Origin of the sequence: Saccharopolyspora elongata, assembly GCF_004348985.1 — a bacterium.
GTDB classification, from domain to species: domain Bacteria; phylum Actinomycetota; class Actinomycetes; order Mycobacteriales; family Pseudonocardiaceae; genus Saccharopolyspora; species Saccharopolyspora elongata.
The window spans coordinates 44,891-58,751 of the sequence record NZ_SMKW01000004.1 but is presented as its reverse complement, the minus strand read 5'-3'; the positions used below and the strand labels follow the sequence as shown (position 1 = coordinate 58,751).

General features: G+C 68.9%; 12 protein-coding genes and 3 pseudogenes. 3 read left to right on the top strand and 12 right to left on the bottom strand.

The annotated features are described in order from the left end of the window. Positions 1–17 precede the first annotated feature (17 nt). Complete coding sequence (locus E1288_RS04665; protein ID WP_132481288.1) at positions 18–644, top strand: TetR/AcrR family transcriptional regulator; 627 nt, start codon at positions 18–20, stop codon at positions 642–644. Positions 645–881: 237 nt separating this feature from the next. Here E1288_RS04665 and E1288_RS50095 read toward each other — a convergent pair whose 3' ends face one another. The 11 genes and pseudogenes from E1288_RS50095 to E1288_RS04610 all read right to left on the bottom strand — a co-directional run bounded on the left by E1288_RS50095 (position 882) and on the right by E1288_RS04610 (position 10,952). After that, positions 882–1,373, bottom strand: a complete 492-nt coding sequence (locus tag E1288_RS50095; RefSeq protein WP_132481284.1) for a hypothetical protein — start codon at positions 1,371–1,373, stop codon at positions 882–884. 501 nt (positions 1,374–1,874) lie between these two features. Then, a complete protein-coding gene (locus E1288_RS04655) occupies positions 1,875–2,897 on the bottom strand; it encodes an LLM class flavin-dependent oxidoreductase (protein ID WP_132481280.1) in 1,023 nt (340 codons plus the stop codon). A gap of 362 nt (positions 2,898–3,259) precedes the next feature. Then, positions 3,260–4,687 carry a rifampin monooxygenase gene (rox, locus tag E1288_RS04645; RefSeq protein ID WP_132481277.1) on the bottom strand — a complete coding sequence of 476 codons (1,428 nt, stop codon included), beginning with the start codon at positions 4,685–4,687 and terminating at the stop codon, positions 3,260–3,262. A gap of 655 nt (positions 4,688–5,342) precedes the next feature. Beyond that, complete coding sequence (locus E1288_RS04640; RefSeq protein ID WP_132481273.1) at positions 5,343–5,720, bottom strand: PH domain-containing protein; 378 nt, start codon at positions 5,718–5,720, stop codon at positions 5,343–5,345. A gap of 89 nt (positions 5,721–5,809) precedes the next feature. Then, positions 5,810–6,595, bottom strand: a complete 786-nt coding sequence (locus tag E1288_RS04635) for a DeoR/GlpR family DNA-binding transcription regulator (RefSeq protein ID WP_132481269.1) — start codon at positions 6,593–6,595, stop codon at positions 5,810–5,812. 178 nt (positions 6,596–6,773) lie between these two features. Next, on the bottom strand, positions 6,774–7,721 hold the full coding sequence (locus E1288_RS04630) for a 1-phosphofructokinase family hexose kinase (RefSeq protein ID WP_132481266.1): 948 nt from the start codon (positions 7,719–7,721) through the stop codon (positions 6,774–6,776). Further along, positions 7,718–8,581 (bottom strand): class II fructose-bisphosphate aldolase, encoded by an 864-nt coding sequence (locus E1288_RS04625; RefSeq protein WP_132481700.1) that lies wholly within the window; start codon positions 8,579–8,581, stop codon positions 7,718–7,720. The genes E1288_RS04630 and E1288_RS04625 overlap by 4 nt, the downstream gene beginning before the upstream one ends. Before the next feature lie 5 nt (positions 8,582–8,586). Next, on the bottom strand, positions 8,587–8,745 hold the full coding sequence (locus E1288_RS50285; RefSeq protein WP_408012976.1) for an amidohydrolase family protein: 159 nt from the start codon (positions 8,743–8,745) through the stop codon (positions 8,587–8,589). Between the two features lie 102 nt (positions 8,746–8,847). Then, positions 8,848–9,004, bottom strand: a pseudogene (locus E1288_RS48575) (N-acetylglucosamine-6-phosphate deacetylase); the annotation flags it as partial. A gap of 161 nt (positions 9,005–9,165) precedes the next feature. Beyond that, positions 9,166–10,059, bottom strand: a complete 894-nt coding sequence (locus E1288_RS04615) for an ROK family protein (protein WP_235883337.1) — start codon at positions 10,057–10,059, stop codon at positions 9,166–9,168. Next, on the bottom strand, positions 10,056–10,952 hold the full coding sequence (locus tag E1288_RS04610) for an SIS domain-containing protein (RefSeq protein WP_132481262.1): 897 nt from the start codon (positions 10,950–10,952) through the stop codon (positions 10,056–10,058). Before E1288_RS04610 ends, E1288_RS04615 begins: the two co-directional genes overlap by 4 nt. Before the next feature lie 445 nt (positions 10,953–11,397). On the opposite strand from E1288_RS04610, the pseudogene E1288_RS04605 reads away from it, so the two are divergent. Next, a pseudogene (locus E1288_RS04605) lies at positions 11,398–12,372 on the top strand (peptide ABC transporter substrate-binding protein); the annotation flags it as partial. 26 nt (positions 12,373–12,398) lie between these two features. On the opposite strand, the pseudogene tnpA reads toward E1288_RS04605, so the two are convergent. Next, a pseudogene (gene tnpA, locus E1288_RS50280) lies at positions 12,399–12,642 on the bottom strand (IS200/IS605 family transposase); the annotation flags it as partial. Positions 12,643–12,658: 16 nt separating this feature from the next. Here tnpA and E1288_RS04595 point away from each other — a divergent pair. Further along, entirely contained in the window at positions 12,659–13,861 is a 1,203-nt protein-coding gene (locus E1288_RS04595; RefSeq protein WP_132481259.1) for an RNA-guided endonuclease InsQ/TnpB family protein, read from the top strand.

The following is a 13,861-nucleotide window of genomic DNA, read 5'->3' as shown; positions in this document are numbered from 1 at the left end:
TTGGCTAAAGTGAGAGCGTGCCCGATCTTTTGCCTCACATCCTGCGCTCCGATGCCCGGGACAACCGCGAACGCATTCTCGACGCGGCTCGTGCGGTGTTCGCCGTCGAAGGTCTGAACGTGCCGATGCGGGAGATCGCCCGGCGCGCCGGGATCGGCCCCGCCACCCTGTACCGCCATTTCCCCACCAAGGAGATGCTGGCCACCGAGGCTTTCGCGGACCAGATGCGCGCGTGCTACGCCATCGTCGACGAGGGGCTCGCCGATCCGGATCCGTGGCACGGCTTCTGCCTGGTGATCGAGAAGCTCTTCGAGCTGCACGCACGCGACCGGGGCTTCACCACAGCCTTCATGTCGACCTTCCCCAACGCGATGGACTTCGCCGCGGACCGCGAACAGGCGTTGAGGTCGATCGCGGAATTGACCCGCCGCGCCAAGGACGCCGGTCGCCTGCGCCCCGACGTCGTCCTGGACGACCTGATCCTCGTACTCATGGCCAACAGTGGCATCCAGGCCGCTTCCCCGACTGCCCGCGTCGCGGCTTCCCGGCGCTTCGCCGCGCTCACGCTCCAGGCGTTCCAAGCCTCGTCGCCGGCGCCAGATCGACAGGAGATGGCATCATCCCGACCCCTTCACCGGCCGTGAACGGCACACCATTCCGCAGCGGATGACGAAGACGGGCCGGACAACGATCGCTATGTCGCTTCGAGGGCTTGGACCTGCGATGCGCTCCAACCATGGATCGGAAATCCCGCGGCGGCGGCGAAAACCCCGACGTGCGCGCTTCATCGCAACGCGAGCAGGAGGCCGGTAACGGCCCGCCGGCCACCTGTCGGGGAAGTGATCCCACGTGCAGGTGGCCGGCGGGGTGTCCGGAGTGCTTCAGCCGGTGACCGCGTGGTGCCCCTCGACGGCGACCGGAATCGGCGCGACCGGCAGGTCTTCCGCCCCGCCCTGTGACCCGGCAGAAGGACTCGGACCCGACGACGGCGGCTTCACCACCGGCGGCTTGCCTGCGGGCGGCCCGGACGCGGGCGGCTGGCCCACCGGCGGCTGGCCCACCGGTGGCTGACCTGCCGGTGGTTCATCTGCCGGTGGTCCGGCCGCGGGCGGCTCATCCGCACCGGGGTGATCCACGATGGGAGCGTTCGTGCAATCGGAGTTCTGCGGGGAGCCGATGGGCGCCACCGCGCCGAGAACTCCGACGTTGTTGCCGCACAGCTGGACCGGCAGCACGCTCAGGTTGTTGTCGTTGCCGATGTTGATGCCGTCGTTGTCGGCGCTGTCGGCCGACGCGGGCGTTCCGCCGACGAGCAGGCCGGCACTGGCGGCGAGAACGACGGCCCTGCAGGCCGTCTTGCGCACAGATCGCATCGGTTACCCCTCTTTTCCTTTTTCCATGCGGAAATTCACATCTGCGGCCGGGTCACCGCAGGGAAGGCTCATGATCGGCTCCTTGCCACACTGGCGTACCGTTCGCAGCGGGCTCCGGCGAACAGCAGCCGGAAAGCGCCTGTGCGAACACCTGATCAAGGATCAAGCGCTCGTGGAAGCTATCCCGCGTTTCCAGCGGTCGCCACGCAAGCGGGACAGCGCGACCGGCAACCGGCCATTCATCGCCTGACCAGCAAAAATGAATGTGTGTCGCACTCAAATTCGGGACAAGAGCCCAGTTTTGATCACCCGTTAGAGCGGCGCAATTACCTCTACTGGGCGACAACACCGCATTCAAATCCGGCAGGAAAGCACACCTGGCCGTGTGGGCCGACGTTCGCCGGCGTCTTTGACCGGCCCCGTCGAGAGGGGACGTACGGGGCCGGAGGACGGCTTCGGCAGCGGGATTCGCTGCCGAAGCCGTCACCTGGCAGGTGGAGGTCAGCGCCAGCCGAGAGCGGGCGCGACGTGGGTGAGGATGCTGTCCAGCACGTGGCTGTTGTAGTCCACCCCGAGCTGGTTGGGCACGGTCAGCAGCAGCGTGTCGGCCTCCGCGATCGCCTCGTCCTCGGCCAGCTGCCGCACCAGCACGTCGGGCTCGGCGGCGTAGGTGCGGCCGAAGATGGACCGCGTGTTCTCCTCGATGTAGCCGACGTGGTCCGCGCCGCCGCTGTCGCGGCCGAAGTACGCGCGGTCCAGGTCGTTGGTGAGCGCGAAGATGCTGCGCGACACCGACACGCGCGGTTCGCGCTGCCACCCGGCGTCGGCCCACGCCTTGCGGAACGCCCGGATCTGCTCGGCCTGCTGCACGTGGAACGGCGCCCCGCCCTCGTCGTCCTTGAGGGTCGAGCTCATCAGGTTCATGCCGAGCTTGGCCGCCCACACCGCGGTGCCGTTGGAGGCGGCGCCCCACCAGATCCGCTCCCGCAGCCCCTCGGAGTGCGGCTCGAGGCGCAGCAGCCCGGGCGGATTGGCGAACATCGGGCGCGGGTTCGGCTCGGCGAACCCCTTGCCTTCCAGCACCTTCAGCAACACCTCGGTGTGGCTGCGGGCCATGTCGGCCTCGGTCTCGCCCTCGTTCGGCCGGTAGCCGAAGTACCGCCACCCGTCGATCACCTGCTCCGGCGAGCCGCGGCTGATGCCAAGCTGGAGCCTGCCGCCGGAGATCAGGTCCGCCGCCCCGGCATCCTCCGCCATGTACATCGGGTTCTCGTACCGCATGTCGATCACGCCGGTGCCGATCTCGATGCGCGAGGTCTTGGCGCCGATCGCGGCCAGCAGCGGGAACGGCGAGCCCTGCTGCCGGGCGAAGTGGTGCACCCGGAAGAAAGCACCGTCGGCACCGAGCTCCTCGGCCGCCACGGCGAGGTCGATGGCCTGCAGCAACGAGTCCGAGGCGGTCCTGGTCTGCGAATGCGGAGTGTCGGACCAATGCCCGAACGACAGGAATCCGATGCGCTTCATAACACCTGCAACGCCCTACCCCACGGCCTGATTCCGCAACCAGCGAACGACGCGATCACACGGAACGTGCCGCACCGCCATGCCCCTGAGCGCCCTCCAGAGGTCGTTTCAGATTGCTGCGCGGGCGCCGGCCGTCCGGGGCGCAGGGTGGCGATTTCGCGCGAAATCAGCGTTCCGCGTGGGGGTGGAATGGAGTTCCGACGGTGCACCACGCGGACGCAGTGCTGGCCACGGGTGCCGCGTTCGAAGTCGCGCCGGACCTCGCGGCCGACGCGTGACATCGGCCTGCCACCATCGTCCACAAGAGACATCGACCCGTGCGGGGTCGGCACGTCGAGACGGGGTGGAGCACACCTGCGAGCTCAGCCGACTGCGGCGCCGAACCAGCGTGGCAGTCGGCTGAGCAGATCCTGCTGATCGTCACCGACCCAGGCCACGTGGCCGTCCGGCCGCAGCAGCACGGCGGGCACGTCCAGTTTCTCGCTGGCGTCGACGACGTGGTCGACCCGGTCCGCCCAGCCCGCCACCGAGAGCAGGCCGGTCTGGTCGAGCAGCAGGCCGCGACCACCGCGCATCAGCTCGTAGAGGCGCCCCTGCTTCACCGTCACGTCCCGCAGCCGCCGACCGAGCAGGTCATGCCCCTCACCGAAGTCGTAGCGGATGTCGATCGCGGTCATCTTCTCGATCAGGTACCGGTTCACCTCCTCGAAGTCCATCAGTTCCGAAACCAGCCGGCGCACCGCCTGCGGGCCGGGCTCGGTGGACAGCAGCTCCATCTGGACGCGCGTGTTGTCCAGCACGGCAGCGGCCACCGGGTGCCGTTCCGCCTGGTAGCTGTCCAGCAGTCCCTCCGGTGCCCAGCCGGCGAGTTCGGCGGCCAGTTTCCAGCCGAGGTTGAACGCGTCCTGGACGCCGAGGTTGAGCCCCTGCCCGCCCATCGGCGGGTGGATGTGCGCCGCATCGCCAGCCAACAGCACCCTGCCGACCCGGTATCGCTCGGCCAGCCGGGTGGCGTTGCCGAAGCGGGAGAGCCAGCGCGGCGAGTGCACACCGAAGTCGGTTCCGACGAACACCCGCAGCTGCTGCCTGATCTCATCAATGGTCGGCGGAACCGAGCGATCTTCGGCCACCGCCGCGGCAGGCACGACGACGTGGTAGAGGCCGTCGCCGACGGGCCCGGCGCCGACCAGCCGATTGGTCTTGCGGATCTCGGCCACCACTTCGGCCACCGTCTCCGGCGGCGCGGTCACCTCCAGCTCACCCAGCAGCATGTCGATCGTGGAGGGCTCGCCGGGGAAGGCGACGCCGAGCAACTTGCGCACCGTGCTGCGGCCACCGTCACAGCCGACGAGGTAGCGCGCACGCAACCGCGTGCCGTCGGCCAGCTCGGCGGTCACCCCGTGGTCGTCCTGGCTCAGCCCGACCAGTTCGCAGCCGCGCCGGATCTTGGTGCCGACCTCCGTGGCGTGCTCGGCCAGCAGGCGATCGGTGATGGTCTGCGGGATGCCGAGGACGTACGAATGCGCGGTGTCCAGCCCGTCCGGCGATGGCTTGGCGATACCGGCGAAGAAACCGTGGAGCGGATACTCCTGGCCGTGCGCGAGAAACCGCTCCAGCAGGCCGCGCTGGTCCATGATCTCAATGCTGCGCACGTGCATACCGAGCCCGCGGACGTACTTGGCCGGCTCCGCCTCCTTCTCCAGCACGAGCACGTGCACACCGTGCAGCCGCAGCTCACCGGCCAGCATCGAGCCGGTCGGCCCGCCACCGGCAATGATCACGTCGTACATGAATCCCCGATTCAGCAAGGTTTCGTTCGGCCAGCCGCCCCGCACAATTCCGCAGGTTCTGGCTTCGGCCGGAGATTCTGCGGCACAACCCGGGTCTTGCCGCAAGCCCCCTGGTGCGCTATATGTTGAAGTGGGGAGGGAATACATTCCCCACTTCTTTGCCCGATGTGGACGGATGAAATCCCTTCGGGGCGGCGCCAATCCCATGGAGTGGTCGCTACGCCGCATGCCCTGAAGAGGTCCGATGCAGTCGTCCAGGCTCGCTCCGGACCGTCCTCTTTTTCCCGGGTGCCTTCGCTGAGCGGTCGTTTTCAGAATGGCCCCACCCGGCTCACCCGAAGGCGCTCGACGCCTGGCACTGATGGCGTTTTCGCGCCCCAAATCAGACCTGGCCGACCTCGCGCGGAACGCAACTCGCGCCAGTCCGCCGAATCTTCGAGCGACACTTCAGCGCGAACGGATGCAGATCCATCCGCAGAATTCACGCGTTCAGCGACCGACTGAAGCGAACGGAAATCCTCTTGCTCCAGTGATCCATCGTGCACATCGTCGAGCTGGATTCGAAGACCCATTGCCGGAACTGCTCCAGCGCCCTCTCGTCGATCACCGAATCGATCTCCAAGGCCCCGTGGCCCGAAGTCGGCAACTGCTTTGATCAGCGCGCGACGTAGGCGCTCAGCAGGGCCTGGACCTCGTAGACGTCGACGCCCTTGCCGAACTGCTTCGTGATCGGCTCGGCCGTGCCGGAGAGCCAGATCTTCAGCTCCGCGTCGAGGTCGAAGGTGCCGGCGGTCTCGACGGAGAAGTGGGTGATGCTGCGGTACGGGATCGAGTGGTACTCGACCTTCCGGCCGGTCATGCCCTGCTTGTCGACGAGGACCAGGCGCCGGTCCGTGAAGAGGAACGAGTCCCGGATCAACTGGTACGCGGCATGGATCTCCTCGCCCTGCGCCAGCAAGCGCCCGAACTCCTTCGCTGCCGCACGGGGGTCGACCCGCGAAGCGTTGCCCATCATCCCGTCGAAAAGTCCCATGCTCGCCCTCCCCGGCGAAGATCGAATGCTCCACGATCACACTAACGAAAACGCCGGATGCCCGACGGCGCCCCTCCAGCCGGCGTCGCTCACACCGCTTTGACCGGTACTCCTGCGGCGTCGAAGCGCTGGATGAGTTCGGCTGGCGCGTTCGAGTCGGTCAGCAGCATGTCGATCGACTCCACCGGGCAGATGTGGGCGAAGGCGCTGCGGTCGAGCTTGGAGCTGTCGGCGACGACGACCACGCGGTCGGCGCGTTCGGTCATGAGGCGGTTGATGCTGGCTTCGGCCTCGTTGTGCGCGAACGCGCCGCGCGACGGGTCGACGGCGTCCACGCCGAGGAACACGATGTCGAGGGTGATCTCCTCGAGGAGGTGGGTGCCGAGCGGCCCGGTGAGTTCGAACGACTGCGGTCGCGCCACGCCTCCCGTCACCACGATCTTCACCTGGGGCCTGACGACGAGCTCGTTGGCGATGTTCAGGGCATTGGTGACGATGGTCAGCGAAGTGCGTTCGCCGGAGTCGCCGATATCGGCGCGCGACACGAGGCTGCGCGCGATTTCGGTGGTGGTCGTACCTCCGTTGACCCCGACCACCGCACCCGGCGCGACCATCGCCGCAGCCGCTCGGGCGATGCGCCCCTTCTCACGCGCGTTCCGGGCGGCCTTGTACCGCAGCGGCAAGTCGTAGGAGATGTTCTGGGCGACGGCTCCGCCGCGCGTGCGGGTCAGCAGCTGCTGCTCCGCGAGGTGATCGAGGTCGCGGCGAACCGTGGCCGCAGAAGCGTTGAGCTCGTCCGCGATCTCGTCCACGGTGACCTTGCCTCGTTCCCCGAGCAGGTCGAGCAACGCGGACAGTCGCGCATGCCGGTCCACCGGTGTCCCCCATCCTTCGGCCGAACGCAGAATCGATCACTCCACGGTCAGTATCGCTCATAAACGCTCACCTGGTGACAGGTGTTCCAATCAGGTCCGGCGCGAGCGGCCATCCAGCAGGTCCTGCTGCGCCGAATCCCGAGGCCCCTTTCCTGCCCGTCGAGCCACTTTCATGCAACTACCCGAGGTTCCGGCGCGTTCCGTCGGCGGCCAGCGGCTCGATCGTGATGTTGTCGGCGATGTCCCGGAGGACGCGGTGGTCGAGCGTTCCCGCGACCGGCGCCGCCGCTGCGGCCGCTGACCACGCAACGGCATTGCGCAGGCGCTCGGGCCAGGTCTCCCGGCGCATGATGCCGGCGGCGAACGCCGCCACCGCCGCATCACCGGCGCCCGTAGGGTTGCCGCTCACCGCGAAGGGCGGCGCTGCGCGCCAGAACCCCTCACCGGTGGCTGCGAGCAGTCCGTCCGGGCCGAGGGAGACGATCACGGCCGCCGCGCCGCGGTCGCGCAGCTGCTGAGCTCCGCTGAGCGGGTCGTCATGTCCTGTCGTTTCGCGGAGTTCGACGGCATTGGGTTTGACGAGGTCCGCGCCGGCTTCAGCCGCCGCCAGCAGCGCGGGGCCCGTGGCGTCGACCACCGCGGGCACCGAGCGGGCATGGGCGTCCCGGACCAGCTCGGCGTAGCTGCCCGCCGCGCACCCGGGCGGCAGGCTTCCCGAGCACACGAGGACCGAAGCGGCGGTCAGCCGCTCGGCGACGAGGCCCCTGAGGCGCTGCCAGTCCTCGCCTCCCAGGTGGCTGCCGGGCTCGTTGAACAGCGTCGCCTCGCCTGCGTCCGCTTCGGCGATCACCGCGATGGTCTTGCGGGTGGGAGCGGACACCGGCAGCAGCGCGTGTTCGATCCCGGCAGCGGTGAGGTCATCGCGGATCACGTCGCCGAGGACACCCCCGACAGGGGCGGCAGCTAGCGTCGGGACGCCCTGGCCGTGCAGCACCCTGCTGACGTTGAGGCCTTTGCCCCCGGCGCGTTCGTGGACGCTGCGGACTCGGTGCGATTCTCCGGGGTGGACGTGCTCCACCCGGTAGCTGACGTCCAGCGCGGGGTTCGGGGTGACGGTGATGATCATCCGGTCGCATCCTGGGGCGAGCCGGCGCCGAGCCGCAATACCCCGAGCAGGCGCGCGGTTTCCGCCGCGAGGGCGTCCTTTCCCGCGGTGAGGTACTTGCGCGGATCGACCAGGCTCGGGTTGCCCGCCAGGACCTGCCGCACCGACTCCGTGAACGTCTTGTTCAGGTGCGTGGAGATGTTGATCTTGGTCATCCCGCTGCGGATTGCGGAGCCGAGGTCCTCGTCGGACACGCCCGAAGAACCGTGCAGCACAAGGGGAACACTCAGCGCGTCGTCGAGCCGCTCGATGAGCTCGAAGTCGAGCGAGGCGTCGCGCGTCACCATCGTGTGCGAGGTGCCGACCGCGACGGCCAACGCGTCCACTCCGGTGGCGGCGACGTAGTCGACGGCCTCGCGGGGATCGGTGCGGGCTCCCGGCGCGTGGACGCCGTCCTTGCCGCCGACCTCGCCCAGCTCGGCTTCGATCCAGAGCCCGGCGTCGTGGCACCTGGTCACGACGGCGCGCGTGCGGGCCACGTTCTCCTCGTAGCTCTGCTTCGAGGCGTCGAACATGACGGAGCCGAACCCGAGCTCGATGGCCTCGGCGACCAGATCTTCGGACTCGGCGTGGTCCAGGTGCACGGCCACCTGCACCTCGGCCCTGCGGGCGCGGGCGAGCGTCGCGCACGCGATCGGCTCCAGCGCGCCGTGGTAGCGCGCGCAGTTCTCGCTGATCTGCAACACCACCGGGGCCCCCGCGCGCTCGGCGCCGGCCACCAGGGCATCCGCGTGTTCGAGCCCGATGACGTTGAACGCACCGACCCCGAGACCGGTGCGGACGGCGGCGTCGACGACGCTGCCGGTGCCGACCAAAGGCATGGCTACTACCTCTCTTCTGTGTGGTTGATGACCGGGTTGCCGCGCGCGAACACGGCGTCGACGAGGAGGTCGTCCGTGAGCACGACGAGGTCGGCCGGGCGGCCGGGAGCCAGCGAGCCGGCTTCGCCGCCGAGCCCGACGGCGCGGGCGGGAACGCTCGTGATCGCCGCGAGCGCGTCGAGGAACGGGATTCCGATGCGCGGCGGCGAGGAACGGGCCTTCGAGGTGCACCCCGGCGATGAGCCCGTCCTGGACAGACTCGGCGAGCTCGGCGACTTTCCGCTCCATCGCTTGCAGCGGAGCGGTGACCAGCCCGGCCACCAGCGTGGTCGTGCCGTGGGAGCGGTGGAATTCGGCAGCCCGCCGCACCCGTTCGCCGGTCCCGTCCTGGAATGCGGCTCCTCCGCCGCCGTGCACGTGCATGTCGACGAAACCCGGCACCAGCCACCGATTCCGCAGGTCGACGTCGACGGGCTTCGGCGCCCGACCGGCCCCGACGGAGGCGATCCGCCCGTCGCGCACCTCCACCCAGCCGGGATCGAGCACGGCGGAGTCCGCCGCGACGACCTTGCCGCCGCCGAGGATCATGTCGCCCCCACCAGTTCGGCGGCGAGCAGCGCCGCGCCCAGGCTGCCCGCGCGATCGCCGAGCGCGGCGGGCACGATCCGCGGTGTGCGCTGGAGGTTCCAGTCCTCTTCCACGCGACGGGTGAGCGGGTCGAACAGCAGCGACCCGGCTTGCGACAGGCCACCGCCCACCACGACGACCTCCGGCGCCAGCAAGGCGGTGAGCCAGATCAGCGCGCCGCCCAGCGCGTCGACCGCCTCGTCCCAGACGGCGGTGGCGACCGGGTCCCCTGCGGCGACCCGCCTCGCCACGTCCGCCGCGCCCGCCACCGGAGTCCCGGTCCGGTCCTGGTAGCGCCGGCTGATCGCGCCCGCGGACGCGACCTCCTCCAGGCGAATCCGAGCCTCGATCGGGACCTGCCCGATCTCCCCCGCGTATCCGCCTGCGGCATGCACCCGACCGGATTGCACGTGCGCCGCCGAGATTCCGGTGCCGACCGGGAGGAACACCGCGTCGCTCGCCTCTCGGGCGGCACCGAGCCGGTGTTCCGCCAGCGCCCCGGCCCGGACGTCGTGGCCGAAGGCGACCGGCAGGCCGATCCGCTCCGCGAGCAACGAGGCGAACGGCACGTCCGACCACCCCAGGTTCCCCGAGAACACCGCGACGCCCCGGGACTCGTCGACGATCCCGGGCACGACGAAGCCGACGGCCGCCGGCGCGGTGTGCTCGGCGAGGTCGGCGACGAGCGAGCACGTCAGGTCCAGCACCCGCTGGACCGTGTCGGACGACGGCGGCGGCGTGGCGCGGCGCCGCTGCGCCAGCACCGTCCCTGATGCGTCGACGAGCACTGCTTTCGTCTCGGTCCCGCCCACGTCGACACCGACCACGGGGCCGCCGGCGTTGTCCGTCACACGTCGTCCAGGACGATCGACCGGGTCAGGTTGCGCGGGTTGTCCGGGTCCAGCTCGCGCTTCACCGCCGCGGCCACCGCGACTCGCTGGGCGAGCACCAGGTGCGCCATCGGGTCGCGCTGCCCGCTGTCGACGAAGTCGGCTCCGGCCGAGGAAACCTCGGCGGCGAGCCCGGTCGGGGTCTCGCCGAACATCCAGGCCACCCGGCCGGGTTCGGCGATGCTGATGGGGCCGTGCCGGTACTCCATGGCCGGGTACGCCTCCGACCACAGGCCCGCGGCTTCCCGCACCTTCAGCGCCGCCTCGTGCGCCAGCCCGACCGTCCAGCCCTTCCCGAGGAAGGTGATCTGCTCGCTGGCCGGGAGCGCGCCGAGCTCGGCGCCCAGCATGGCGCGGGCATCCGCGACGGCCCCGGCGAGGTCCGCTCCGAGCGAAGCGCGGAGCAGGGCCAGCGCGGTCGTCGCGAACCGCGTCTGCACCACGGACTTCTCGTCGGCGAACTCCAGCGCGACCAGCTCGTCGCAGACCTCCGCGATTGGCGCGGTGGGGACGGCGGTGATCCCGACCGTGGGCACCGTTCCGCTCAGCCGCCGCAGGAGTTCCAGCACCTCCGTGGTGGTTCCCGAGCGGCTGATCACCACCACGCGGTCGTAGGGCCGGCCGACGGGCATTTCGGATGCGGGGAACGCGTCCGTCACGCCCTCGCCGGCGGCCTCCCGCAGCGTCGCGTACGCCATGGCCATGAACCAGGAGGTGCCGCACCCGGCCACGGCCACCCGCTCGCCGCGAGCCGGCAGCACGTCGGCCACCTCCCGGGCCAGCTCCGCGGCGCGCAGCCAGCATTCCGGCTGGCTGTCGATCTCGCCGTCCACGAGGTATCCGCCAGACGCCATCAAGTCCTCCAAAACCTGTCGTTTCCGCGGCGAGCCGGCCCTCCGGTGCGCCGCCGAACGACGGCGCAGCGGGAGGCCGGGCACTGCCGAACCGCCACGCGGAGTCCGTCGCAGCGCGCCACGCCGCCAGCCTAGATGCCCGAATTTGATCGAACAAGAGGCAAAGCAATCAATATCAATCATCGTATCGCCCGGTCATCGCCACCCGTAGGAGCCGCCGACTTGCGATGACGACCGCCGGGAAGAAGCCTTGCGTAGCGCCTCGACCACGCGACGTCACCGGATCACGCGCATTGACCAGCACGTTCCAAGCAATGCGGGCCGAAGTAGTGACAGGCACCACTGCCCGCGTTAATAATGACCGAACTTGCATGAAGTTGCTCGATAACTCGGACTTACGAGCACACATGCGCAAGCTGGTTATCTGAGTTAGGGAGAGCAACACATGCCCCAGAAGCTCCGGAGACGGCTGGTGCTCGCCGCCGGGATGTGCCTGGCACTGCTCACGAGCTGCGGCATGCCCGACACCGACGCCGGGCGAGTGCTGCGGGTCGCGCAGTACCCGGATCCGCCGGAGCTCAACTCGCAGCAGCAATCAGGCAGCCAGGTCTACATGGGACTGTGCGAGCCGCTGACCGGCCTCGGTTTCGCCAGGGCCGGCGACCTCCGGATGCGCGGCGCGGAAAGCGTGCGCACCGCCGACGGCCGGGTGTGGACGATCACGCTGCGCCCCGGCCGCACGTTCCACAACGGCGAACCGATCACCGCGCAGACCTACGCGGACACCTGGAACGCGGTCTCCTACGGCCCCAACGCGTACAAGGCGAGTTCCACCTTCAGCGTCATCGACGGCTTCGACGAGGTCAACGAGGATCCGCCAGTGCGCGACACGCTGCGCGGACTGGAAGTGCTCGGGCCGCTGACCTTGCAGGTCACGCTCAGGCAGCCCAACTACGACTTCCCGAAGATCATCGCCTCCTACAGCGCGTGCCCGATCCCGAAGGAGGGCCTGGCCGACCCCACCGCCTACTCGCAGGCGCCGATCGGCAACGGCCCGTACCGCTTCGTCCGCTGGGACCGCAACGAGAAGATCGTGCTGCAGCGCTGGCACGACTACCAGGGCGAGGTGCTGCCCGAGGCGGCCGAGGAGATCCAGTTCAAGATCTACCAGTCGCAGGACACCGCCTACCGCGACGTGCAGGCCGGGCAGCTCGACGTGCTGCGCAACCTGCCCGGCGGCCTGCTCAACGACGCCCGCACCCAGCTCGGCGACTCCGGCCTGTTCGCGATCCCGCAGCAGCGGCAGATCACCCAGATGCTGGTGCCCGAGTACGTCGAGTCGCTGCGCGATCCGCGGCTGCGCAAGGCGATCTCGCTGTCGATCGACCGCGACGCGATGGCCGGGGCGCTGCTGCGCGGCACGGCGTCTGCACCTGAGGTGGCCACTCAGACGATGGGTCGGGCTTGCCGCTGGTTGTACTGGCGTACGACGGAGATTGGCGCGCCCCCGACGGATCCGGCGAAGTACTCCGTTGCAGTAGGCGAAGTGTAGGTCTTCGATTTCCTTGCGTAGCAGTCGGGACGAGACGCCTTTGAGGCTGTTGACCAGTTTCGATACCGCGATTTTGGGTGGGAAGTCGACCAGTAAGTGGACGTGGTTGGTCTCGTCGTTGAGTTCTTCTAGGTCGGCCCTACAATGATCGTTCATGCGCGCGAGCGATGAGACGAGGGATGCCGGGCATGCTCGGTATACCTATCGTTTGCGTCTCTCCCGCGCCGCTGGCCGCGCACTGCTGGCCGAGTGGGATCGGTGCCGTTGGGTATGGAATTCCTGCGTCGCTACCTCCCGGCAGGCGCATCGCGATGGCGAGCAGTGTGGTCCCGCGCACCTGGACAAGCTTCTGACCGGCTGGCGTGCAGGCTACGAGTGGTTGCGCGCAGGTGGCTCGGTGCCGCAGCAGCAGATCATCCGTGACTTCGCGAAATCCCGGGCCAAGGCGTTGAAGGACATCAAGGCGCGTCTGCCGATGCGGCAGCGCGCCGGGATGCCCAGGTTCAAAAGGAAGCATCTGGCCGCGCCGAGCTTGAACTACACGCTGCGCGGGTTCCGGGTCAAGGATTCTCGTCTGCACCTGGCGGGCGGCATCGTGGCTACTGTGGTGTGGTCCCGGGAGCTTCCTGCCGTGCCTTCGTCGGTGCGGGTGTACCGCGATGTGCTGGGCCACTGGTATGCGAGCTTCGTGGTCGAGACCCGTGTCCAGCCGTTGCCGGAGACAGGTCGTGTGATCGGTATCGACTGGGGAGTCAAGGAAACCGCTACCACCACATCCGAGGACCACGACCTTCCCCACGCCCAGCATGGCAAGGACGCGGTGGCGAAACTTGCCCGGTATCAACGCATGATGGCCCGGCGCCGTGCACCGCGCGGGAAGGCCCAGAGCAAGGGCTACCGCAAGGCACAACGCCAAGCGGCCAAGGCACACAAGAAGATCGCCCGGCAACGCCAGGACACCGCCCGCACGTGGGCTAAGCGCGTGGTAGCCGACCATGATGCGATCGCCGTTGAAGACTTCCGCCCGAAGTTCCTGGCCAAAACCACGATGGCTCGCAAAGCCGCCGATGCGGCGATTACGGCCACGAAGAACGAACTGATCACGATGGGCCGCAAGCACGGCCGGCAGGTCGTGTTGGTGGACCCGAAGAACACGACCAAAGACTGCGCCAAGTGCGGAGCGAGAACCAAGCACGCCTTGCCGCTGTCCGAACGTACCTACACCTGCACCGCATGCGGCCACGCGTCTGCGAGGGATAAGAACTCGGCGCATGTGATGCTCGTCCGGGCTGGGCTGTACCCGGCTGGTGATGAGAGCGGAAGACCTCCCGGCTCGCAGAGCCGGGAGGCGGCTTGA

What these genes read in the sequence shown, in the direction of transcription:
- E1288_RS04655 (WP_132481280.1), bottom strand. Translation starts at nt 2,897, where the DNA reads ATGAAGCGCATCGGATTCCTGTCGTTCGGGCATTGGTCCGACACTCCG.
- E1288_RS04625 (WP_132481700.1), bottom strand. Translation starts at nt 8,581, where the DNA reads ATGCCTTTGGTCGGCACCGGCAGCGTCGTCGACGCCGCCGTCCGCACC.
- E1288_RS04640 (WP_132481273.1), bottom strand. Translation starts at nt 5,720, where the DNA reads ATGGGACTTTTCGACGGGATGATGGGCAACGCTTCGCGGGTCGACCCC.
- E1288_RS04595 (WP_132481259.1), top strand. Translation starts at nt 12,659, where the DNA reads ATGCGCGCGAGCGATGAGACGAGGGATGCCGGGCATGCTCGGTATACC.
- E1288_RS04630 (WP_132481266.1), bottom strand. Translation starts at nt 7,721, where the DNA reads ATGATCATCACCGTCACCCCGAACCCCGCGCTGGACGTCAGCTACCGG.
- E1288_RS04610 (WP_132481262.1), bottom strand. Translation starts at nt 10,952, where the DNA reads ATGGCGTCTGGCGGATACCTCGTGGACGGCGAGATCGACAGCCAGCCG.
- E1288_RS50095 (WP_132481284.1), bottom strand. Translation starts at nt 1,373, where the DNA reads ATGCGATCTGTGCGCAAGACGGCCTGCAGGGCCGTCGTTCTCGCCGCC.
- rox (WP_132481277.1), bottom strand. Translation starts at nt 4,687, where the DNA reads ATGTACGACGTGATCATTGCCGGTGGCGGGCCGACCGGCTCGATGCTG.